This is a genomic window from Burkholderia sp. Ac-20379 (genome assembly GCF_017104645.1).
GTDB lineage: Bacteria > Pseudomonadota > Gammaproteobacteria > Burkholderiales > Burkholderiaceae > Burkholderia.
In genome coordinates, this window is the sequence record NZ_JAAGPF010000025.1 from 13,040 (window position 1) to 35,202 (window position 22,163).

The window sequence follows — 22,163 nt, forward strand, 5'->3', positions numbered from 1 at the left end:
CCCCATGAACAAGGTTTTCGTGAGCCATCCGCGCCGGATGCTCGATCACTACTTCGGCGCGCGCGCCACCGCCGCGCTGCGCGCCATCGCGGAGGTCCGCTTCAACGACGAGGATCGCGAGCTGAGCACCGCCGAACTCGCGGCCGCCGCGCGCGACGCCGACGTGATCATCGGCTACCGGCAGACGCCCGCGCCGCGCGCGCTGTTCGAGGCGCTGCCCGAGCTGGTCGCGTTCCTGCGCTGCGCCGTGGACATCCGCACCATCGACGTGCCCGCCGCCAGCGAGCACGGCGTGCTGATCACGCAGGCCAGCGCCGGGTTCGTGGCGTCGGTCAGCGAATGGGTGATCGGCGCGATGCTCGACCTCGCGCGCGACACCAGCGCCTACGCGCTCGCCTATCGCGCCGGCGAATCGCCCGTGCCGCGCATGGGCCGCGAGCTGCGCGGCAGCACGCTCGGCGTGATCGGCTACGGGCAGATCTCGCGCTACCTGTGCGGCCTCGCGCTGGCGTTCGGCATGCGCGTGATCGTGTTCGATCCGTTCGCGAACGTGACCGACCTGCGCCTGCATCAGGTCGATCGCGACACGCTGTTCGGCGAAGCCGATTTCGTCGTGTGCCTCGCGCCGGCCAACGCCGACACCGCGAACTTCATGAACGCCGAGGCGTTCGCCGCGATGAAGCCCGGCGCGTTCTTCGTCAACGCCGCGCGCGGCGAGCTGGTGGACGACGCGGCGCTGCTCGCCGCGCTCGAGCGCGGCCACCTGGCCGGCTGCGCGCTCGACGTGGGCCGCGCGGCCGACCAGATGCCGTCGGCGGCGCTCGCCGCGCATCCGCGCGTGATCGCCACGCCTCACGTGGGCGGCCTGACGCCCGACGCGATCGAACATCAATCGCTCGAAACCGTGGCGCAGACGCAGGCGCTGTTCGAAGGCCGCCTGCCCGACGGCGCCGTGAACGCCGCGCACGCGCGCCGCTTCGCGCAGCGCGTTGCTTCCCGATCCGCCGCCCGATTCGACCTGCCGGAGCAAACCCGATGACCGCACTGCCAGCGGGCCGCCTCGACGGCGCCTGCGATTGTCATATCCACGTGTACGAAGCCGGCTATCCGCTCGCGCCGAGCGCCACGTTCACGCCGCCGCCCGCGCCCGCCTCGGCCTACCGCGAGGTGCAGCGCACGCTCGGCTTCTCGCGCGCGATCGTGGTGCAGCCCACCGGCTACGGCTTCGACAACCGCTGCACGCTCGACGCGATCGCGCAGCTCGGCAGCGGCGCGCGCGGCGTGGCCGTGGTGCCGCACGACGTCGACGCGGCGGAACTGCAACGGCTACACGCGGGCGGCATGCGCGGCGTGCGCTTCATGATGCTGCCCGGTGGCCTGCAGGGCTGGGACGTGCTCGACGGGCTGGCGGCGCGCATCGCCCCGCTCGGCTGGCACGTCAACCTGCAGCTCGACGGCCGCACGCTGCCCGAGCGCGAGGCGCAACTCGCGAACCTGCCGGCCCGGCTCGTGATCGATCATCTGGGGAAGTTTCTCGGCCCGGTGGCGCACGACGGCGAAGCGTTCGCCGCGCTGTGCCGGCTGCTCGACGCAGGGCGCTGCTGGGTGAAACTGTCCGCGCCGTACGAAAGCTCGCGCAGCGGGCCGCCCGCTTACGACGACGTGGCGTGGATCGCGCGCGAACTGGCCGCGCGCTACCCGGAGCGCTGCCTGTGGGCCTCGAACTGGCCGCATCCGAACGTGAAGCCCGCACCCGACAATGCGCGGTTGCTCGACTGGGCGCTCTCCGCCATGGCCGACAATGCGACGCGCCGCCGGATCCTCGTCGAGAACCCGGCGGCGCTGTATGGATTCGTGGCGGACTGACGCCGCCGCGAGCGGGTGCCGTCAGTCGTCCTGACGGCCCGCCACGAGCGGATAGAGCACGCCCGCGACGATCGCGCCAATGATCGGCGCGACCCAGAACAGCCACAGCTGCCCGACCGCCTCGCCGCCCACGAACAGCGCCGGGCCGGTCGAGCGTGCCGGGTTGACCGAGGTGTTGGTGACCGGGATCGAGATCAGGTGGATCAGCGTCAGGCACAGGCCGATCGCGATCGGCGCGAAGCCGGCCGGCGCGCGCTGGTCGGTTGCGCCGAGGATCACGAACAGGAACGCGCCCGTCATCACTGCTTCGCAGACGAACGCCGCCGCCAGCGTGTAGTGGCCCGGCGAGCGCTCGCCGTAGCCGTTGGTGGCGAAGCCGCTGGCCGCCACGTCGAAACCGGGCTTGCCGGTGGCGATCAAATACAGCACGAACGCGCCGAGCGTGGCGCCCACCACCTGCGCAATCACGTAGGGCAGCAGATCGCGCGCCGGGAACCGCCCCGCCACCGTCAAGCCCACGCTGACCGCCGGATTCAGATGGCAGCCCGACACATGCCCGACCGCGAACGCCATCGTCAGCACCGTCAGGCCGAACGCGAGCGCAACGCCCGCGAAGCCGATGCCGAGCCCCGGAAACGCGGCGGCCAGCACCGCGCTGCCGCAACCGCCGAGCACCAGCCAGAACGAACCGAATACCTCGGCCGCCAGTCGATTGGAAAGCTTCATCGAGAACCCCTGATTGAATTAAACATCTTTAAATAAAATCAAATGACCTGCCGTGCCGTTTTTGTCGAATTCGGCAGGATTATAGGGTTCTGGGAATAACACATCGTCAATGATTGTCAGGGCTTTCAGCCTTGAATATGCGATGGATCAGGCATCGTTGGCGATGCAAGTCGGCTTTATCGGATTTAACTTAATTCAATAAAAAATCAAATCGATCGAATTTAACTTGATTTGACTTATTTCAATCCCGCGCCAATCACCCATTCAGTCGAATCCGATTGAATCGGATGGGCCGCCCGCCCCGGTTAGGTTAAGCATTCATTTACCCCACGAAATGCTGTCGGCCTGCGTAAGTTGTAACAATTTAACCGTATGGTTCACCCTCCTTGCCACTACCTCGGAGCTTCGCAGTGTCCGTCTCGCTCTTCCGCCGCCCCCACACGCACGCCTTCGCACTCGCCGCCTCGCTGTCGTTCCTGCTCGCCGCCTGCGGCAGCGACGATTCCGACAGCAACCAGCCGGCCGCCGTCGTCTCGCAAGTGCCCGCCGCCCCGGCCGATCAAGGCTTTACGGACAGCGCGCCGGCGCCCTCGGTGGCCGCGTTCGTCGACAACGCCTACACCAACCAGCGCGGCGACGCGCGCTACGCCACCATGAGCACCAATGCCGGCGTGCGCGTGCTGGCCGGCTTCCGCGACCTGTGGCAACCGCTGACGGACATCGTCGACGCCGGCGTGAGCGCGCCGGCCGTAACCGGCTTCCCGGCCGTGGTCGCCTCCACCTGGACGGGCCTGCCGAACGACGGCACGCCCAACGGCACCGCGCTGAACGCCGGCGTGCTCAACGCCAACGTGCAATACGTGGTGACCGCCACCACCACGCGCACCGCCGCGCAGGCCGACGCCGCGTATTTCGACGACCGCCGCGGCAAGGGCTACAGCGTGACCGACGGCATGGGGCCGCTGACCTCGCTGTGGCGCACCGCCGCGCAGCAGACCACCACCATCACCTCGATTCCGGCCGACGCCACCACCGTCGCCTACAACGACGGCGGCAACAACACCGGCGTGGGCGGCACCGCCAACGCGGGCTTCGGCGGCGTGGTCGATTTCATCAACACGATGGGCAACAACGCCTCGACCGAGCCGGCCAAGCGCTTCTACAAGTACGCGCGGCCGTTCCGCTGGAGCAGCAGCGTGGCGGTCGTGCCCGCGCTCGTGCCGGCCGAGAGCGCCACGCCGTCCACCGACGGCGGCTTCCCGAGCGGCCATTCCGCCGAGGCGATGCGCGACGCCGTGGCGATGGCCTACGTGCTGCCCGAACGCTTCCAGGAAATGCTGAGCCGCGGCCTCGAGCTCGGCGAGAACCGCATCCTGGCCGGCATGCATTCGCCGCTCGACGTGATCGGCGGCCGGATTCTCGGCGAGGCGTCCGTGGCCGCGAACCTGGCCGACACCGCCAACGCCACGCTGAAGGCCACCGCCGTGACGCAGGCGCACACCGCGCTGTACGCCGCCACCAACACCACGTCGGCCAACTTCCTGGCGCTCGCGCACTCCGGCACCACCGCCACCGACCGCTTCGCCGACTACGCCACCAACAAGGCGAACTACCTGCGCCGCCTGACGTTCGGCTTCGGCCCGATCGCCTCCACCGCGAGCACGGCCGTGGTGCCCAAGGGCGCCGAGTTGCTGCTCGAAACGCGCCTGCCCTACCTGAGCGCCGACCAGCGCCGCGTGGTGCTGAAGACCACCGCGCTCGCGTCCGGCTACCCCGTGCTCGACGACGCCGAAGGCTGGGGCCGCCTGAACCTGTTCTCCGCCGCCGACGGCTACGGCCAGTTCAACGGCAACGTGGCGATCGCGATGGACGCGAGCCAGGGCGGCTTCCAGGCCGCCGACACCTGGCGCAACGACATCGGCGGCACCGGCCGGCTGAGCTTCGCGGGCACCGGCAAGCTGACGCTGGCCGGCAAGAACAGCTACAGCGGCGGCACGCAGGTCACGGGCGGCACGCTCGCGGCCGGCTCGGCGAACGCGTTCGGCAACGGCGACGTGTACGTGAGCGGCGGCACCGTGGCGATCGCCGCGGCGGCGCGCGCCAGCATCGCGGGCAAGTACACGCAACTGAAGGGCGGCACGCTCGAAATCGATCGCGGCGCCGGCGACGCCGGCCGCGTGGCGGTGACGGGCGCGGTATCGATCGTCGGCGGCACGCTGCACGTGACGTTCGCGCAAGGGTTCGCGCCGAAGGTGGGCGATACCGTCGCGCTGATCGATTGCAGCCAGCTCGCGGGGCGCTTCGATTCGGTGGTGGTGGACGGGTTCAAGGCCACGCCGCTGTACGCGAACAACGGCGTGCAGGTGCGGATCGACGGCTGAGTCTCGAGCCGCGGGAACGGGCGTCGCGAATCGCGAATGCCCGCCCTGCCATGCAAAAAAGCGCGAGCCGGTATCGCTACCGGCTCGCGCTTTTTTGTATCGAGGCCGCGCGACAACCACGCGGCCTTCGCTGGAAACTTACGCCGGCAAGCCCTCGACGATCGAGATCTGCGCCTCGCTCACACCGGCCCGCGCCCGCTGCGCCTTGGCCGCCTGATACTCCGGCGAGTGATAGCACGCCAGCGCCGTCGCCATGTCGGCGAAACGGATCACCACGTGCCGCTTGTAGTCCGTGCCTTCGAGCACCTGCGCCTCGCCGCCGCGCGCGAGAAACACCGCGCCGTACTTCTTGAACGCTTCGGGCGCCAGATCCGTGTAGCCCTTGTATTGTTCGGGATCCAGAACGTTGACGTGGGCAATCCAATACGCACTCATTTGTTCACCTTCTCGTTTTCAAGAGCCTTCTGGGCGATGCCGGCCGCTTCGCGGATATGTTCGGCCACCGCCTGCTTCGCCACCGCCGCATCGCGCTGCTTGAAGATCGCCAGGCAGATCTTCTCGATGCGCTGATAGCCGGTGCGGCTGCGTTCCGTCGATTTCATCGTCATCGCGCGCAGCCGGCTGATCCGGCCGTTCAGGCGCTGCACGACTTCCCACGCCACGCTGTGGCCCGCCACCGAGAAGATCTTCTCGTAGAGCTTCGACGACACGCTGATGATCAGGTTGACGTCGTCGCCGTCGAACGCGCGCTTGAAATCGGCCAGCGCGGCTTCGATCTCGGCGGCAGTTTCGGGCGTGAGGTTGGCGGTGCAATCGGCCACGGCGCTCTGCTCGAGCAGCAGGCGGATCTCGTAGATCTGCGCGGCCACGCTCCAGGTCAGCGTCGCGACCGTCGGGCCCTTGCCCGTGACGGTCTCCACCAGCCCTTCCGCCTCCAGGTAGCGAATCACCTCCCGCACCACCGACCGGCTCACGCCCATTTCTTCGCACAACGTCCGTTCGACCAACCGCGTGCCGGCCGGAAAGTAGCCGCTGATGATCGCGTTGCGCAGCTTGTCGAGCGACAACTCCCGCAGCGTCACCGGTGGATTTTCGATAGTCAGATTCATAGATCTTCAGTGTTGGTCAGTCGCGGGAACGGGTGCGTTCCGGCGGATGGCGGCGGCGCATCGGCCGGCGGCGAACGGCGCCCCGCTGCTGCATCCGGCCCCTCGGATGGCCGCCATTATACGGCCACGATTTGCGCCGCGATTCGGGCCTGGACGCGGACGAGCAGCGGGCCGCAACCTGCCGCAAAGCCTTGCCCAACGCCGCGCGGCGAGCCGCGCCGCCACCGCCTCCATGCCCTCGAAACCGCGCCAGCCAGCGCCGTTCAGGGTTAACTCTTATGGCATGCCGTAAGATGGTATACCACAATGCATCACGCTATCAATGCCCGAAAGGAAATGCCCATGAGCCTCATCCGCAAGTCGATCCTGCATGTCGAGAACGTGTTCGTGGACGGCGCGAAAGCCGCCGCGAAACCGCTGAAAATGATCGGCGCCGTCGCCGTGATCAAGAACCCGTGGGCAGGCCGCGGTTATGTCGACAACCTCTCGCCGGAAATCCGCGAGCTGGCGCCGCAACTGAGCGCGCACCTGACGAAGCTGATCATCGACGAAGCCGGTTCGGGCGAAGCGATCGAAGCGTTCGGCAAGGCCGCGATCGTCGGCCTCGACGGCGAGCTGGAGCACGCCTCGGCCCTGATCCACACGCTGCACTTCGGCAACACGTACCGCCACGCGGTCGGCGCGAAGTCGTACCTCGCGTTCAACAACACGCGCGGCCCGGCGAACGCCCCGCTGCTGATCCCGATGATGGACAAGAACGACGAAGGCCGCCGTTCGCACTACCTGACGCTGCAATTCGCGATTCCGGACGCACCGGCCGCGGACGAACTGGTCATCGCCATCGGCGGCGCGACCGGCGGCCGTCCGCATCACCGCATTGGCGATCGCTATCAAGACCTCGCAGAGCTCGGAAATGACGTCAAGAACCCTGCAGCTGTCAAGTAAGCGCGTCGCGCACTACCTCGAGCAAGGGGCCGGCGAGCCGCTGGTCCTGATTCACGGCGTGGGCATGCAGGCGCAGGCGTGGTATCCGCAGATCGACGCGCTGTCGGCCGAGTTCCATGTGATCTCGGTCGACATGCCGGGTCACGGCCAGAGCGATCCGCTCGACGCCGGCGCGGGGCTCCAGCAGTTCGTGGCCTGGGCGATCGAATTCATCGAGGCGCTCGCGCTCGGCCCGGTCAATCTGGCCGGCCACTCGATGGGCTCGCTGATCGCCGCCGGCGTGGCCGCCACGCGGCCCGATCTGATCAAGCGCGTGGCAGTCCTGAACGGTGTGTACCGCCGTACCGAGGCGGCGCGCGAAGCGGTGCTGCAACGCGCCGCCGAATTGCGCTCCGGCACGATCGACGTGGAAACCCCGCTGCGCCGCTGGTTCAACAGCGAGGAAGCGCAGCAGGTGGCCGCGGGCAAGGTGGAATCGTGGCTGAAGTCGGTCAGCCTGCCCGGCTACGCCACGGCCTACACGGCCTTCGCGCGCGGCGACGAAGTGTATGCGGACCGCTGGCCCGCGATTGCATGCCCGGCGCTGGTGCTGACCGGATCGGACGATCCGAACTCCACCGCGACGATGGCGGAACAGATGGCCCAGGCGGCGCAGAATGGCCGGGCCGTCGTGATCGAGAACGAGCGTCACATGGTGAACCTGACGGCGCCCGAACTCGTCAACCGCGCCCTGCGCGACTGGCTGCAGACCGCAACGCAAGCCAGCGTGCCGACCGCGGCACAGGCATAACCCCCAAGAAATCGGAAGTGTGACATGAGCCAAGAGACAGCCAAGATCAACACGCGAGAGCTTCGCGACGCGTTCGGCGCCTTCATGACGGGCGTGACGATCGTCACCACCGCCCGCGACGAAGACGGCAAGCCGCTCGGCTTCACCGCGAACTCGTTTTCGTCGGTGTCGCTCGATCCGGCCCTGCTGCTGGTCAGCATCGCCAAGACCTCCAGCAACTACGCCACCTTTTCGAGCGTGAAGCACTTCGCGATCAACATCCTCGCGGAAGGCCAGAAGGATCTGTCGAACACGTTCGCGCGCCCCAGCGAGGACCGCTTCGCCAACGTCGCCTGGCAGATGAGCGCGCATCGCAACCCGCTGCTCGACGACGTCAGCGCCTGGTTCGACTGCACCATGCACGCGGTGATCGACGCGGGCGACCACGCCCTGCTGGTCGGCAAGGTGGAGGCGTTCCACTCGGCAGGCTACGCGGGTCTCGGCTACTATCGCGGCGGCTATTTCACGCCGGCCAAGGTGGCGACCGAAGTGATCGCGGGCCCGAAGGTGATCGTCAGCGCGATCATCGCCCGCGAAAACAAGGTGCTGCTGACCAAGACGGCAGACAACAAATGGGGACTGCCTTCGAAGGAAATCGGCAAGGAAGGCGCCGACAAGGCGCTCGTCGATCTGTTCGACAAGTACCAGCCCGGCGCCTCGGCCAACTTCATCTACTCGGCGTACAACAACACCGAGACGCACTATCAGTACATTTCGTTTCTGTGCAGCGTGCCGGAAGACACGGCTGCAGCGGGCGAGTTCGTCAGCCTCGACGAGATCGGCACCGACGACTTTCAGGACCGTGCGCTGGCCAGCATGCTCGAGCGCTATCGCAAGGAAAGCCAATTGAAAAGTTACGGCATGTACTTCGGCGACCATAGCAACGGCACCGTCCGCCCGCTTCATTCTTGAAAGGTAACATCATGCGTTTTTCGCTTTTCGTTCACATGGAGCGCGTCTCCGACGGCACCAGCCAGAAGCAGCTTTACGACGAGATGGTCGAGCTGTGCAAGATCGCCGATCGCGGCGGCATGCACGCCGTCTGGACCGGCGAGCACCACGGCATGGATTTCACGATCGCGCCGAACCCGTTCGTGAACCTGGCCGATCTGGCCAACAAGCTGCCGAACGTGCGGCTCGGCACCGGCACGGTGGTCGCGCCGTTCTGGCACCCGATCAAGCTGGCCGGCGAAGCGGCGATGACCGACATCATCACCAACGGCCGCCTCGAACTCGGCATCGCGCGCGGCGCCTATGCGTTCGAATACGAGCGCCTCTCGCCGGGCCTCGACGCCTGGAACGCGGGCCAGAAGATGCGCGAGCTGATTCCGGCCGTGAAGAAGCTCTGGGAAGGCGATTACGCGCACCAGGGCGAATACTGGTCGTTCCCCGCCACCACCTCGTCGCCGCTGCCGCTGCAACAGCCGCATCCGCCGATCTGGGTGGCCGCGCGCGATCCGAACAGCCACGAATTCGCGGTGTCCAACGGCTGCAACGTGCAGGTCACGCCGCTGCACATGGGCGACGAGGAAGTCGAGAAGCTGGTGGGCCACTTCAACGCCGCCTGCGAGAAGTTCAGCGACGTGCCGCGCCCGCAGATCATGCTGCTGCGCCACACCTACGTGGCGAGCGGCGAGGACGACGCGCAACTGGCCGCCGACGAGATCAACACGTTCTACAACTACTTCGGCGCGTGGTTCAAGAACGAGCGCCCGATCAGCCGCGGCATGATCAAGACGCTGAGCCCGGAAGAAATCGCGGCGCACCCGTTCTACTCGCCCGAAGCGATGCGCAAGAACAACGTGATCGGCACGCCTGAAGAAGTGATCGCGCGCCTGAAGGCGTACGAAGCGCTCGGTTTCGACGAGTACTCCTTCTGGATCGATACCGGCATGAGCTTCGAGCGCAAGAAGGCGTCGCTCGAGCGCATGATCCGCGACGTGATGCCCGCCTTTCAGTGAGGTCCTGATTCCATGAACGGTGATTTTCAGCTGTATATCGACGGGCAGTTCGAAGCCGGCGCGGCAACGTTCGGCAGCGTCAACCCGGCCACCGGCAAGGTGTGGGCGCAGATGCCCGAAGCCCGCACCGAGCAGGTCAACCGCGCCGTGGAAGCCGCCAGCCGCGCGCTGTCGGATCCGGCGTGGGCGGGGCTGACGGCCTCGGCGCGCGGCAAGCTGCTGCACCGGCTGGCCGATCTGGTCGAGCAGGCCGCGCCGCGCCTGGCCGAAATCGAAACCAACGATACCGGCAAGATCATCCGCGAAACCTCCAGCCAGATCGCGTACGTGGCGGAGTACTACCGCTACTACGCGGGCCTGGCCGACAAGCTCGAAGGCGCGCACATCCCGGTCGACAAGCCCGACATGCAGGTGTGGCTCGAACGCCAGCCGGTGGGCGTGGTGGCCGCGATCGTGCCCTGGAACAGCCAGCTGTTCCTGTCGGCGGTGAAGGTCGGCCCGGCGCTGGCCGCCGGTTGCACCGTCGTCCTGAAGGCTTCCGAGGAAGCGCCCGGCCCGCTGCTCGAATTCGCGCGGCTGGTGCACGAGGCCGGCTTCCCGGCCGGCGTGGTGAACGTGGTCACCGGCTTCGGCCCCGAATGCGGCGCGGTGCTGAGCAGCCACCCGAAGGTGGCCAAGGTGGCCTTCACGGGCGGCCCGGAAACGGCCAAGCACATCGTCGCGAACACCGCGAACAACCTCGCGAAGGTGTCGCTCGAACTCGGCGGCAAATCGCCGTTCGTCGTGTTCGCCGACACCGATATCCAGAGCGCCGTGAACGCGCAGGTGGCGGCGATCTTCGCGGCGAGCGGCCAGAGCTGCGTGGCGGGCTCGCGCCTGCTGGTGGAAGCCTCGGTGAAGGAGCGCTTCCTCGCCATGCTGATCGAACGCGTCGGCCGGATCCAGGTCGGCATGCCGAACGAGATGACGACCGAATACGGCCCGCTCTGCACCGAGCGCCAGCGCCGCCACATCGAAACCGTGGTGGCCGAATCGGTGCGCCAGGGTGCGAAGGTGCTGACCGGCGGCCACGCGCTCGAGCGCGACGGCTACTACTACGCGCCCACCATCCTCGATTGCACGGGCGTCGATCGTCCGGACTGCATCACGAAGGAGCTGTTCGGGCCGGTGTTGTCGGTCGATACGTTCGATACGGAAGCCGAAGCGATCGAGAAGGCCAACAGCACGGCCTATGGCCTTGCGGCCGGCATCTTCACGAGCAACCTGACGCGCGCGCATCGCGTCTCGAAGCGGATCCGCTCGGGCATCGTCTGGATCAACACGTATCGCGCGGTGTCGCCGCTCGCGCCGTTCGGCGGCTTCGGCCTGTCCGGCCACGGCCGCGAAGGCGGGCTGAGCGCCGCGCTCGAATACACCACGACGCGCACCGTCTGGTTGCGCACCTCGGACGAGCCGATCAGCGACCCGTTCGTGATGCGATAAGTGCGGGCGGCCAGGGGCCGCCACCTCGATATACCGCTGTACGCCGTACCGGTGGCCCCTCGCCTCGCGCATCCCGCGCGCGGCACGGTGCTGCCTGCCCATAAAGCTGGAGATGGAGACACCATGAAAAACTCGGAGAACGACAACAGCGTTCTTGCCATAGAAAGCAATTCGATCGAGTACGTCGCGCCGGAGAACCGGCACGGCAAGCCCGGAGACCTCTTCACCCTGTGGTTCTGCACCAACGTCGCGCCGCTGGCCGTGATTTCGGGCGCCACCTCGGTGCTGGTGTTCCATCTCGATCTCGTCAGCGCGATCCTCGCGATCGCCGCGGGGCAATTCTTCGGCGCGCTGTTCCATGCGCTGACATCGGCCCAGGGCCCGCTCGTCGGCGTGCCGCAGATGATCCAGAGCCGCGCGCAGTTCGGCCGCTACGGTTCGCTGATCGTGGTGAGCTTCACCACGCTGATCTATCTGGGCTTCTTCGTCTCCAACATCATCCTGGCCGGCAAGACGCTGCACACCGCCGAGCCGTCGATCCCGGTGCATGTGGGCACGGTGCTCGGCGCGGCGCTGGCCACGCTGGTGGGCGTGATCGGCTACAACTTCATTCACCGCTTCAACAAGATCGGCGCCTGGTTCATGGGCGCGGCGCTGGTGGTGGGCATCGCGATGATCGTGCCGAACCTCGACGCCAGCGTGCTGCACCGCGGGCAGTTCGAGATCGGCAACTGGTTCGCGATGTTCGGCCTGTGCGCCGTGTGGCAGATCAGCTTTGCGCCCTATACCTCGGACTACTCACGATACATGCCGCTCTCGGCAGGCTTCGGCAAGACCTTCGCCTGCACGTTCTTCGGCACCTCGCTCGGCACCATCTTCGCGTTCATCTTCGGCGTGCTGGCCGTCAGCGCCGGCCACGGCGCCACCGATGCGATGGAAGCGGTGCGTTCGGAGACGGGCGTGTTCGGCTACGTGCTGATCGCGCTGTTCCTGATCAACATCATCGGCCACAACGGCATGAACCTGTACGGCGCGGTGCTGTCGATGATCACCGCCGCGCAGACGTTCCGCCCGAACTGGGTGCCGGGCCGGCAAGTGCGCGTGGTGGTGTCGGCGGTGCTGCTGATCGCCTCGACCGTCACGGCCCTGTGGGCGTCGACCAACTTCATCGGCATCTTCCTGACCGCGATCTTCGCGATGCGGATCGTGCTGGCGCCGTGGGTGGCGATCAACCTGGTGGATTTCTACCTGATCAGCGGCAAGCATTATCAGGTCAACGAAATCATCAGCAGCAACGGCGGCACGTACGGCGCGTTCAACGGCAAGGCCGTGGGCATCTACCTGCTGGGCATCGCGGTGCAGGTGCCGTTCTTCGAGGAAAGCTTCTTCCACGGCCCGTGGGCCGGCATCGCGGGCGGCGCGGACATCTCGTGGATGGTCGGGCTGGTGGCGACGGCCGTGGTGTACTACGTGCTCGCCTCGAAGCGCAAGGGTGCGCATGCAGCGCAGAACGCGGCGGTGGGCGCGCACGCTTCGAAGTAAGACATGCGCGGGAACGGCGCATGGGGTTGCGCCCTTCCCTGCGGATTCCGAAAAGCCGGCTTTCGAGCCGGCTTTTTTGCGTGTGCGCTATTCGCCGAGCGCGTTCAAGCGCGCCTTCAGCAGTGCGTATTTTTCTCGCGAGGTATCGGCCATCGCCGTCTCTCGCGTGGACAGCGTGTCGTCGTACGGAATCGGTTCGGCAAACTGACTGACGGTCAAATCCCAGCGCCTGCCGTCGATCGTGTTGTAGAAGTGCGTGCCGCCCGAGGTGCGCGTCGAGAGAATCTCGCCGCCGAAACAATCCTGCACGACCAGCGCCGTGACGCTGCAGTGGTTCAGCGCGGGCGTCGACGCCGACCAGGCGTGAGCGGGGCTGGACGTGTCCGCCGCCCACACGCGTGAAATCGCCCGGTACAGGTCGAGGGGCGTCGCAAAGGTTTTCGATGCGGAAGTCATCGGTTCTGGCTCTCTCGTTGATCGTTCGTTGAGCCGGCAGCCGATGGGGAACCACAAAACAAAAAGCCCCGTCGCTACCGGCGGGGCTTCGAAGCGGGTGTCGCTCGAATGTCTAGCGTAGGCACGTCCCCATGGGCAGTTCCGAATGGAGATGCCAATGGTGGTGGATCGCGATGGCGAGGGACGTGACGGCGTTCATGGGGAAGGAGTCTGCCATCTGCCGGCGAAACCTGTCAACGACCGCGCGCGGCTAGCCGATCTCGGGCACCGAGCGCAGCAACTGATCGCGCACCCAGACATGCGCGGGCGTGCCCGCATGCCGGGTGTGCTGATAGATCTTCAGCGTGTAGCGCGGCGCGTCGAACGGCGCGGGGTAGATCGCCACCGGCGCGGCATCGCGCAGGATCAGCGCCGCATGGCGCGGCACCGTCATCAGCAGGTTCGACCGCGCCACGATGAACGGTGCGACGAGCACGGCCGGCAATTGCACGGCCACGTCCCGCGCCACGCCCATCCGGTCGAGCACGCGGTCGATCGCGCCGCGCGCGTCGTCCCACGGCGTCACCACCACGTGCTGCGCGGCGAGATAGTTCGCCATGCTGAGCTTGCGGCGGATCGTCGGATGCCGGCGGCTCGCGATGACCACGTAATCGTCGGAGAACCAATCGACGCTTTCGACGCCGGGCGGCAATGCCAAGGGCTCCTCTTCATAGCCGAGCGCGAAATCGATACGGCCCGACGCGAGTTCGTCCGCCGATTCGCGGCCGCGCGACGCGACGATCCTGAACCGAAGCGACGGCGCCACGTCCTGCATTCGCGCGATGAACGCCGGCAGCATCGCGAACGCCGTGTAATCGGTCGCGGCAAACGTGAAGGTGCGTTCGCTGCTGGCCGGATCGAAGCGGCGGGCCGGCGCCAGCCCCGCGTGCAGCAGGTCGAGCGCGTCGCCCACCGGGCGCATGATGCGTTCGGCCGCCGCGGTCGGCCGCATCTCGTTGCCGATGCGCACGAACAGCTCGTCGGCCAGCGCATCGCGCAGCCGCGCGAGCGCGTGGCTGACCGCCGATGCGCTCATGGCCAGCTCGTCCGCCGCCAGCGTGACCGAGCGGTGGCGCACCAGCGCATCGAACACCAGCAACAGGTTCAGGTCGAGCCGGCGCAGATCGTAATGCATGGTATGCAATTCATGATGAACAGAATGCAGTATATGCATATCGCCGGTCGGCTACCATCGTGATCCCGTTACCGCTTCACCGCTCTGGAATCGCTCACTCATGGCACTGACCATCCGGCCCGCCACCGCCGACGACGCCCCGCTCATCCTGCGTTTCATCATCGAACTGGCCATCTACGAGAAGGCCGAGGATCAGGTCGCCGCCACGGCCGACACCATCCGGGCGTCGCTGTTCGGCCCGCAATCGCCGGCCAAGGCGCTGATTTGCGAACTCGACGGCCGGCCCGTCGGCTATGCGGTGTACTTCTTCTCGTACTCGACGTGGCAGGCAAAATCCGGCTTGTACCTGGAGGATCTGTACGTCTCGCCGGACGCGCGCGGCGTGGGCGCGGGCAAGCGCCTGCTGCAATATCTCGCGGGCGTCGCCCTGGAAAACGGTTGCGGGCGCTTCGAATGGAGCGTGCTCGACTGGAACGCGCCGGCCATCGCGTTCTACCAATCGCTCGGCGCGCAGCCGCAGGACGAATGGGTTCGCTATCGGCTCGAGGGCGACGGAATCCGCGCGCTGGCGGAAGGCTAAGCCCGCTTCAACACGTCCCTCAGATCGCCGAGCAACCGGTCGATCGCCGCGCCATCGGGCCGGTAGTACACCCAGTTCTTGATTTTCTTCGACGTCACCAGCCCCGCTTTCGCCAACGCCTGCATGTGCGTGGTGACGGTGGGCTGGCTCAAGCCGAGCTTCTCGGTGATGAAGCTGACGCACACGCCATCCGCCACCAGATCGGCATCCTGCTGCTTCGGGAAGTGCTGCTCCGGATCGGCCAGCCAGATCAATACCCTCAGGCGATGCGGGTTCGACAGCGCGTTCAGCGCGTCCTGCAACAGGCTCTCGCGGGCCGGGTTCGGTTTCGGCATGGTTCAGGTGTCCTTGACAGATTCGGCACATCTATATAGAAATACGTCTATATAGATTTTTCTCGATACAGGATACCATCATGGCGACTCGCATCATGTCTGCGTCCGGCAGGCAGGACCTCGCACGCACGATCGGCATCGCGGCCGTGTTCACGCTATACACGGCCGTGGTGTTCGGTTTCGGGATCTATCTGTTCTCGCTGGTCGTCACCGTGATGCGCGACAACCTCGGGTTTGCGTACGGCACGATCGGCATCGTGACGGGCGCGGCGCAAATCGCCTATCTGGCCGCCGCGTTCGCGTGCCCGGTGCTCGTCGGCCGGTTCGGCGGCGGGCAAGTGGCCGTGGCTGCCGTAGCGGCTGCCGCCCTGCTGCTGGCCCTCATGGCAGGCGTCCGAACCGTTGCGCAAGTCGGCGCAATACTGGCCGGCCTCGGCGCAACCGCGGCGTTCATGATGATCCCCACCGTCGGCGTCATTTCGCGAAGCGTCCCGTTTCGCTACCGCTCGCGCGTCAACGGGCTCGTGTCGAGCGGCACGGCTTACGGGCAGTTCGCCAACGGGATGCTCGTGCCATGGCTGTTGCCGGGCCACGGCTGGCGGATGGTCTGGATCGCGGCCGGCGCCGCGTCGCTCGTCATCGCGCTGGCCGGCTGCCTGATGCTGCGCCGCGTTGCACCCGAAGCGTTCGGCCGCGCCGCCGCGCCTGAGCCGGCAAGCGAAGCCGCCCGCCCCGCCAACGGATGGCGAGACATCGTCACCGCCCGCAATCTGACGGTCTGGACCCTGCTTGCATTGAGCGGCATGGTCTGCGGCCCTTGGCAGAACTATCTATCGAGCTTTCTGGCCGACGAACGGGGGCGGTCGCTCGCGACGATCGGGCAGCTGTGGTCGATCGTCGGCATGTTGGGGCTGGTCAGCGGATTCGCGGCCGGCATGGCGGCCGACAAGGCCGGCGTGCGCATCAGCCTCGCGCTGTCGTACGCCCTGCTTGCCGGCTCGGCGCTGCTGATCGCGTTCCACGCCGGCACATGGCAATTGCAGGCGGCGGCCGTCTGTTTCGGTTTGTCGTTCTATGCCGTGTACGGCCTGATTCCCGCGTATATCAGCAAGACCGCCGATCCCGCCACGGCCACCACGGTGTTCGCCATCGCGAACGTGTTTCTGGGCGTGGGGGCGACGGCGGGCAATCTGGGCGGCGGCTACTTGCCGCGCGTATCGGGATCGCTGCAGAGCGTGTTCGTCGGTGCCGCCATGCTGGCATGCGCCGGCATGGCGCTGACGTTCGCGCTCGGCCGCGAACGCCGGGAAGCCGAATGACAGGCCGATCGCCCCGTCATTCGGCCCGGCCCTTGTCGAACGCTCAGGACGCGGCGCTCGGCACCACCACCACGCCGCGCAGCAACTGGCCGAACGGCGCCGTCTGCATCACGGAGAAGCCGCTGCCGGCCGCCGTCACGGTCGAGCCGTTGACCGTCACCGTGATCTTCACCAGTTGGTTCGAATCGGCGCCCGGATCGAACGCCGAACCGAGGCTGTTGCCGACCGTCGAGGTGGTCGCGTAGAGCGTGTACGAACCGTCGCCGTTGAGCTGGCCCGTGACGTGGCGCAGGCCGTCCGGCGCGGTGGTGTAGCTCGCGCCGGCCGTGCCGTAGGTGCCGGCGGCGTCGGTCACCGTGTAGGCCGTGCCGAGGTTCAGGCCGGCCGTCAGGTGCGCGATCGGGGCCCAGGTGCCGCCCTGGTTCTGATAGACCCACAGGCCGCCGCTGCCGTTCGGCGCGTAGGCCACGGTGCCGCTGTCGTCGTAGTCGCCCTCGTCCGCCACGAACATCAGGTTCGTGTTGTTCTTCGGCACCCACACGTCGGACGGGAAGCCGACGCCCTTGGCGAGCGTCCACGGGTTCGGGAACGACGATTCCGATTGCGCGGCCGTCGACGTCGAGGTCGGGAAGCCGGGCGCGATCGTGATCGCCGTGTTCTGCGGCAACGTCGCGCCGCTGGCCAGCGCGCCCACGGCGCCGACCTGGTACACCGTATCCACGCCGTTGCTGCCGCTGTCCTTGGTCACGTACATCGTGCCGTTCGCGTCGACGAACACGCTGCGGAAGTTGTCGTCCTTGCTCGTCTTGTCGAACGTCTGGCCGCTCAGCGAGGCGAGCGAGAAGCCGAACTGATTGCCGCCCACGCTGGTTTTCTTCGCGTAGGTCTGGCTCGACAGCGCGTCGGTCACCGTGCCGAGCGCGCAGGTGCCTGCTGCCGCCGGCGCGTAGGTGCTGCCGTTGCCCGACTGGAACGCGCCGATCACCTGCGTGAACGCGCAGGCGCTGCCCGGCGCGATGCTCTGCAGGCCCGTATCCATCGACAGCGAATCGAGCGCGCCGTACGTCGGGTTCGGGCTGGAGCCCGAGTTGCCCGAGCCGCCTACCATGTAGTACTGACCATTGACGAGCACGGCCGCGCGCGCGTCGTCGCCGCTGTAGGCGTTGGTGTGCGTGAACGCCACCTGGCCGGTGGCCACGCTGATCTGGCCGACGGTGCGGTAGGTGCTGGTCTGGATGTCGGTGTTGCTGGCGTCCACCACGCCCGGCGTGTTCGTGTTGGTGATGTCGAGCTTGTTCGGCGCGGCGTTGTAGCCCATGAACGTCAGCGTCTTGCCGTCCGGCGACACGTTCAGCCCCATCCCCGATTGCGAGGCGAAGCTCACCGAGAAAATCTCGGGCGTCGCCAGCGCGGCCGCGGCAGCCGTGATGTTAGTGCTCGACGTGGCGCTGGCGGCAGCGGCCGGCCACTGATCGAGATACATGTTGGTCATGACGCTGAACGCGCCGTCGTTCGTATCGTTCGTGAACACGTTCGGGAACGTGCCGGGCGTGACGGCGTTCACGGTCGACACCGGCGGGTTCGTCGCTTCCGGCGTCGCGTCGAACGGCAGCGCGCCGCTCACGACGAACGCGGGATCATAGACGGTGCGGGCCACCACCAGATTGCCGGCCGCGAAGGCTGCACTGGACGTCGAGGTGACGGGCGTGGGCGTGGAGGTCGTCGTCGAGGCAGCCGGCGACGACGAATCCGAACCGCCGCACGCGGCCAGTGCGCACGCCGCGGCGATGATCGTCAGGCCGAGCACGGCACGGGTGGTGGGATGAGAAGACATGTCGGTATTTTTTTGATTGAAAACCGGCATTCTTTTCCCCGGGCATGTCACAAACGTTACATGGCCGAGCCTTACAGATTACGCAAATTTACCGGGCTGACGGCCAGCATTCCACGCGCTTTCCACGGCATTACATGCGCATTCCGTCATGCCACGCGGGTCAGCCGTTCACCATGTCCATCCAGGTCTCGAGCCCGTCCGCCGGCAGCACCGCGCTCACCCGCTGCCGCAGTTCGAGCAGGAAATCCGGCCGAAGCGCATCGGTTTCGTCGTAGACGTCCCGGCCGTACTTCGCGACATAGAGTTCGCACCAGATGCGCAGCGCCTCGGCAAACGCGGCCGGTTCGTTCGCCACGCGATCCGCCTTCCAGTAGCCCGCGCCATGACGGGCGAACGACACCGCGCACCGCCCGTCGATCGCCTGGCCTATGACGGCATCGCCGAACAGCGTGCCGATCACGAACCAGTCTTCCGGCCAGCCTGGGAAACGTGCGCCGGAACGGTCGACGCGGTAGCCGGTCTGCACGTCGTCGAACCCGCTGCCGGTTCCATAGAGGTACAGATCTTCGGCAGTCCATGGGATCGCGAGATCCGTCGCGCCCAGCGCGGCCCGCCACGCGCCGATTTCGGCGTTCGGCCCGGGCGCCGCCGCAGACGATGCAGCGGCGCCCGACGACGGAGGCGCGGCCTCGTCGAGCATGAGGCGGATGTCGTGAAAGAAGTCGCGAAGGTTTGGCATGGTGCGGGTTCCCCGATCGGGCGCTCGTCGTCGACGTCAGCTCGCCTCGAGATCGCCGGCGATCTCGGCCACCGTCACGTTCGCCAGCCGCGCCAGGCCGGCGGGCGCCAGCAACAGCTTCGCTACCCGCACGCCCGCGCCCATCACCACCTGCTCGCGCCGCATGACGGCCGCATCCACCAGCACGCGCCAATCCGCGGGCAGCCCGAACGCGGTGATGCCGCCGAATTCCATGCCCGTCAGCTCGACCGCCACCTCACGCTTGGCGAACGACAGGCGCTGCGCGCCCAATGCCGCCTTGACGGCGCCGTTCACGTCGAGCCGGCGCGAACCGAGCGTGACGACGGCCGCATGATGATCGGCGCCGTCCTTGCGGTAACGCAGCACGATCGTATTGGCGCAATCTTCCAGGCCGAAGCCGTAACGCTCGCTGAATTGCGCCGTGTCGGACGCATCGTCGTCGACCAGAAAGACGGTCGCGCCGCTGCCGTGCAGCGCCGCCGCGACGGCCTCCGGCAGATGCCGGGCAACGTCGGCTTCCGGCACGGCGTTCACATTGCGCAGGGCTTCGCTCATATGGTCAGGGTTCCTGTCGATCGTTGGCCGCGCCATGGTAACGCAGCCGGCCCGCTGCTTCAGCCCGGCTCACAGGGCGAACCGAAACCCCGCGCCATACACCGACTGGATCACGTCCTCGTCCGGCTCCACCGCCTCGAACTTGCGGCGGATCTTCTTCACGTGGCTGTCGATGGTGCGATCCTCGACGATGCGGCCATCGGGATACAGGCGCTCCATCAGCGCATCGCGCGAAAACACCCGCCCCGGCCGCTGCGCCAGCGTCTTCAGCAAGCGGAATTCGATCGCCGTGAAATCGATCGGTACGCCGCGAAACGTGGCCTGCAGGCGGTCGTCGTCGAACGTCAGCGGCTCGCTCTCCGCGAAGCGCTCCACGCGCGCGCGGCGCAGGATCGCCTTCACGCGCGCCACCAGCTCCAGCAGGCTGAACGGCTTGCAGATGTAATCGTCGGCGCCGAGCTCGAGGCCGATCAGGCGATCCACCTCCTCCACCTGCGCCGTCACCATGATGATCGGCACGTCGCTGTAACTGCGCAGGTCTCGGCACACGTCGCGCCCGTCGCGGCCGGGCAGCATCAGGTCGAGCACGATCAGCGACGGCATCTGCCGCGCCACCTCGCCCGCCACGGCGCTGCCGTCGGCGAGGCAGCGCGTGGTGTAGCCGGCCGCCTGCAGAAAGTCGGCCATCACGCTTGCCAGCTTCGGTTCGTCCTCGACGATCAGGATGTCGAACGGGTGATCTTTATTCATGCTCGTTGAGAGAGTCGGTACCGCCGCGGAACCGCGGCAGGTCGATGACGATGCGCAGTCCGCCTTGCGGCGCGCGCGCGGCCTCGATGCGTCCGCGATGCGCCGCGACGATGCTGCGGCAGATCGGCAGGCCGAGCCCCGCACCGCCGGTCGCGCGGCTGCGCGAGGCCTCGACGCGATAGAAACGCTGGAACAGCGACGACAGCACGGCATCGGGCACGCCGGTGCCGCTGTCGTCGAAATGGATGCGCACGGTGTCGTCGGTCTCGCCGGCGCTCACGAACACAGCCGCGCCGGTATCGACGTAACGCAGCACGTTCTCGAGGATGTTGGCGAACACCTGATGCAGGCGCCGCTCGTCGCCGAGCACCCACAGCGGCTGCGCGGGCAGGTCGACGTGCAGCGCGAGGCCGGCGTCGCCGAGCCGCCGCTTCGCGCCGCGCAACGCGGCCCGCAGCGTTTCGCCGATGTCGAGCTGCTCGTGGTGATAGCGCAGCGCGCCGACGTCGGCCAGCGACAGGTCGTAGAGGTCGTCGACCAGCCGGCGCAGGCGCTTGACCTCGCCGCCCAGCGAACTGACCGCCTCGACACTGACGGGCCGCACGCCTACCTCGATCGCCTCGATCTCGCCGCTCATCACGGCCAGCGGCGTGCGCAGCTCGTGCGAGATGTCGGCCACCAGCGCGGAGCGCATCTTTTCGGTGCTTTCGAGCGTTTGCGCGAGGTGGTTGAAATCGTGCTCGAGCTGGCCGATGTCGCCGCTCGACACGGCGGGCACGCGCGTGCCGAGATCGCCACGCGCAAGCGTGTGGGTGGCGCTGGCGAGCCGGCGCAGCGGCGAGGCGAGCGTGCGGGCCATCCACAGCGTGGTCAGGATGCCGAGCAGCGCGGCGGCCACCGCGATGATCCAGCTCGAGGCGCGCTGCGTGCGCTGGAAGCGCAGGTCGCCGGCCTCGGTGGCACGCTCGAACGGCACCATCAGCAGCCAGCCGACCGTCTTGCCGTCCACCACGATCGGCCGGCGCGGCGAGGTGGGCGCGAACGTCGGATTGCCGAACACGTATTCGCCCTTCGCATCGAGCAGCGTGAAGCGCGTATTGGTGCCGATCAGCGACGACACCGGCAGGCGCGGCAGCGGCGCGTGGCCCGACACCGGGTACGAAGCCGGCGCGTAGGGCCGCATGATCTGATGCCAGAGGCCGCGGTTCTGCAGCAGGAATTCCCAGCTGCCGTGATCACGATAGGCCATCGCGAGCGGCGTGATGCTCGATTCGAGCCGCTTGATTTCCTGCTGCTCGAGATAGCCGAGGAAGCCGCGCTCGAAACTGAGCTGCGCGCCGATCCCCATCGCGCCGATCACCAGCACGTTGACCGCCACCATCGCGGCGAACAGCTTGACGGTCAGGCTCGCGTGGCGCAGCCTGCGCATCGCGCGCGTCAGCAGATCCGGCATGAGGTCGACTCCGGGCACATGGCCTTGCTCACCGCAATTCCTTTCAAAATACTTCCGCGCGGGGCCGACGCCGTGCCGGCCCCCAGGCGGCGGATCATGATACCCG

Annotated in this window: 22 protein-coding genes; 11 read left to right on the plus strand and 11 right to left on the minus strand. The window is 67.2% G+C overall.

The genetic code is table 11. The features are described from left to right. Positions 1 to 4 precede the first annotated feature (4 nt). Together G3N92_RS05485 and G3N92_RS05490 are read left to right on the plus strand one after the other, a co-directional pair. The gene (locus G3N92_RS05485) at positions 5 to 1,039 is read left to right on the plus strand and encodes a hydroxyacid dehydrogenase (RefSeq protein ID WP_206126442.1); all 1,035 of its coding nucleotides are present in this window, start codon (positions 5 to 7) and stop codon (positions 1,037 to 1,039) included. After that, the gene (locus G3N92_RS05490; protein ID WP_206126443.1) at positions 1,036 to 1,866 is read left to right on the plus strand and encodes an amidohydrolase family protein; all 831 of its coding nucleotides are present in this window, start codon (positions 1,036 to 1,038) and stop codon (positions 1,864 to 1,866) included. The genes G3N92_RS05485 and G3N92_RS05490 overlap by 4 nt, the downstream gene beginning before the upstream one ends. Positions 1,867 to 1,887: 21 nt before the next feature. On the opposite strand, the gene aqpZ is transcribed toward G3N92_RS05490, so the two are convergent. Beyond that, positions 1,888 to 2,592, minus strand: a complete 705-nt coding sequence (gene aqpZ, locus G3N92_RS05495; protein WP_206126444.1) for an aquaporin Z — start codon at positions 2,590 to 2,592, stop codon at positions 1,888 to 1,890. Positions 2,593 to 3,002: 410 nt separating this feature from the next. On the opposite strand from aqpZ, the gene G3N92_RS05500 reads away from it, so the two are divergent. Next, the gene (locus tag G3N92_RS05500; protein WP_206126445.1) at positions 3,003 to 4,973 is read left to right on the plus strand and encodes a phosphatase PAP2 family protein; all 1,971 of its coding nucleotides are present in this window, start codon (positions 3,003 to 3,005) and stop codon (positions 4,971 to 4,973) included. A gap of 138 nt (positions 4,974 to 5,111) precedes the next feature. On the opposite strand, the gene G3N92_RS05505 is transcribed toward G3N92_RS05500, so the two are convergent. After that, positions 5,112 to 5,408: a DUF1330 domain-containing protein gene (locus tag G3N92_RS05505; RefSeq protein WP_206126446.1), complete on the minus strand. Its 297-nt coding sequence runs from the start codon at positions 5,406 to 5,408 to the stop codon at positions 5,112 to 5,114. Then, positions 5,405 to 6,082 carry a GntR family transcriptional regulator gene (locus G3N92_RS05510; RefSeq protein ID WP_206126447.1) on the minus strand — a complete coding sequence of 226 codons (678 nt, stop codon included), beginning with the start codon at positions 6,080 to 6,082 and terminating at the stop codon, positions 5,405 to 5,407. Before G3N92_RS05510 ends, G3N92_RS05505 begins: the two co-directional genes overlap by 4 nt. Positions 6,083 to 6,424: 342 nt before the next feature. Here G3N92_RS05510 and G3N92_RS05515 point away from each other — a divergent pair, with 342 nt between their 5' ends. The 6 genes from G3N92_RS05515 (at position 6,425) to G3N92_RS05540 (ending at position 12,841) form a co-directional block, all read left to right on the plus strand. Beyond that, complete coding sequence (locus tag G3N92_RS05515; protein WP_206126448.1) at positions 6,425 to 7,027, plus strand: amino acid synthesis family protein; 603 nt, start codon at positions 6,425 to 6,427, stop codon at positions 7,025 to 7,027. Continuing rightward, positions 6,996 to 7,817, plus strand: a complete 822-nt coding sequence (locus tag G3N92_RS05520) for an alpha/beta hydrolase (RefSeq protein WP_206126449.1) — start codon at positions 6,996 to 6,998, stop codon at positions 7,815 to 7,817. The genes G3N92_RS05515 and G3N92_RS05520 overlap by 32 nt, the downstream gene beginning before the upstream one ends. A 24-nt stretch (positions 7,818 to 7,841) precedes the next feature. Continuing rightward, complete coding sequence (locus G3N92_RS05525) at positions 7,842 to 8,768, plus strand: flavin reductase (RefSeq protein ID WP_206126450.1); 927 nt, start codon at positions 7,842 to 7,844, stop codon at positions 8,766 to 8,768. An 11-nt stretch (positions 8,769 to 8,779) separates the two neighbouring features. Beyond that, the gene (locus G3N92_RS05530; protein WP_206126451.1) at positions 8,780 to 9,817 is read left to right on the plus strand and encodes an LLM class flavin-dependent oxidoreductase; all 1,038 of its coding nucleotides are present in this window, start codon (positions 8,780 to 8,782) and stop codon (positions 9,815 to 9,817) included. Positions 9,818 to 9,829: 12 nt separating this feature from the next. Further along, positions 9,830 to 11,299: an aldehyde dehydrogenase gene (locus G3N92_RS05535; RefSeq protein WP_206126452.1), complete on the plus strand. Its 1,470-nt coding sequence runs from the start codon at positions 9,830 to 9,832 to the stop codon at positions 11,297 to 11,299. Positions 11,300 to 11,422: 123 nt separating this feature from the next. Beyond that, positions 11,423 to 12,841: a cytosine permease gene (locus G3N92_RS05540; RefSeq protein ID WP_206126453.1), complete on the plus strand. Its 1,419-nt coding sequence runs from the start codon at positions 11,423 to 11,425 to the stop codon at positions 12,839 to 12,841. 87 nt (positions 12,842 to 12,928) lie between these two features. Here the strand turns inward: G3N92_RS05540 and G3N92_RS05545 are convergent, their stop codons facing one another. Together G3N92_RS05545 and G3N92_RS05550 are read right to left on the minus strand one after the other, a co-directional pair. After that, complete coding sequence (locus G3N92_RS05545; protein ID WP_206126454.1) at positions 12,929 to 13,297, minus strand: hypothetical protein; 369 nt, start codon at positions 13,295 to 13,297, stop codon at positions 12,929 to 12,931. Positions 13,298 to 13,547: 250 nt separating this feature from the next. Further along, the gene (locus G3N92_RS05550) at positions 13,548 to 14,471 is read right to left on the minus strand and encodes a LysR family transcriptional regulator (protein ID WP_241014604.1); all 924 of its coding nucleotides are present in this window, start codon (positions 14,469 to 14,471) and stop codon (positions 13,548 to 13,550) included. Between the two features lie 100 nt (positions 14,472 to 14,571). Here G3N92_RS05550 and G3N92_RS05555 point away from each other — a divergent pair, with 100 nt between their 5' ends. Then, complete coding sequence (locus G3N92_RS05555; RefSeq protein ID WP_206126456.1) at positions 14,572 to 15,051, plus strand: GNAT family N-acetyltransferase; 480 nt, start codon at positions 14,572 to 14,574, stop codon at positions 15,049 to 15,051. Here G3N92_RS05555 and G3N92_RS05560 read toward each other — a convergent pair. Beyond that, positions 15,048 to 15,386, minus strand: coding sequence for a metalloregulator ArsR/SmtB family transcription factor (locus G3N92_RS05560; RefSeq protein WP_206126457.1), 339 nt, complete (start codon positions 15,384 to 15,386; stop codon positions 15,048 to 15,050). The genes G3N92_RS05555 and G3N92_RS05560 overlap by 4 nt on opposite strands. A gap of 95 nt (positions 15,387 to 15,481) precedes the next feature. Here G3N92_RS05560 and G3N92_RS05565 point away from each other — a divergent pair, with 95 nt between their 5' ends. Continuing rightward, positions 15,482 to 16,705, plus strand: a complete 1,224-nt coding sequence (locus G3N92_RS05565) for an MFS transporter (RefSeq protein ID WP_206126458.1) — start codon at positions 15,482 to 15,484, stop codon at positions 16,703 to 16,705. Positions 16,706 to 16,748: 43 nt separating this feature from the next. On the opposite strand, the gene G3N92_RS05570 is transcribed toward G3N92_RS05565, so the two are convergent. From G3N92_RS05570 to G3N92_RS05590, 5 genes are all read right to left on the minus strand, one after another. Then, positions 16,749 to 18,539 carry a hypothetical protein gene (locus tag G3N92_RS05570; protein ID WP_206126459.1) on the minus strand — a complete coding sequence of 597 codons (1,791 nt, stop codon included), beginning with the start codon at positions 18,537 to 18,539 and terminating at the stop codon, positions 16,749 to 16,751. A 160-nt stretch (positions 18,540 to 18,699) separates the two neighbouring features. Next, on the minus strand, positions 18,700 to 19,239 hold the full coding sequence (locus tag G3N92_RS05575) for a hypothetical protein (protein WP_206126460.1): 540 nt from the start codon (positions 19,237 to 19,239) through the stop codon (positions 18,700 to 18,702). Positions 19,240 to 19,314: 75 nt separating this feature from the next. Beyond that, positions 19,315 to 19,854 (minus strand): YbaK/EbsC family protein, encoded by a 540-nt coding sequence (locus G3N92_RS05580; protein ID WP_206126461.1) that lies wholly within the window; start codon positions 19,852 to 19,854, stop codon positions 19,315 to 19,317. Positions 19,855 to 19,923: 69 nt separating this feature from the next. Then, positions 19,924 to 20,604 carry a response regulator gene (locus G3N92_RS05585; protein ID WP_206126462.1) on the minus strand — a complete coding sequence of 227 codons (681 nt, stop codon included), beginning with the start codon at positions 20,602 to 20,604 and terminating at the stop codon, positions 19,924 to 19,926. Beyond that, positions 20,597 to 22,057: an ATP-binding protein gene (locus tag G3N92_RS05590; RefSeq protein WP_206126463.1), complete on the minus strand. Its 1,461-nt coding sequence runs from the start codon at positions 22,055 to 22,057 to the stop codon at positions 20,597 to 20,599. The genes G3N92_RS05585 and G3N92_RS05590 overlap by 8 nt, the downstream gene beginning before the upstream one ends. Between the last annotated feature and the right edge of the window lie 106 nt (positions 22,058 to 22,163).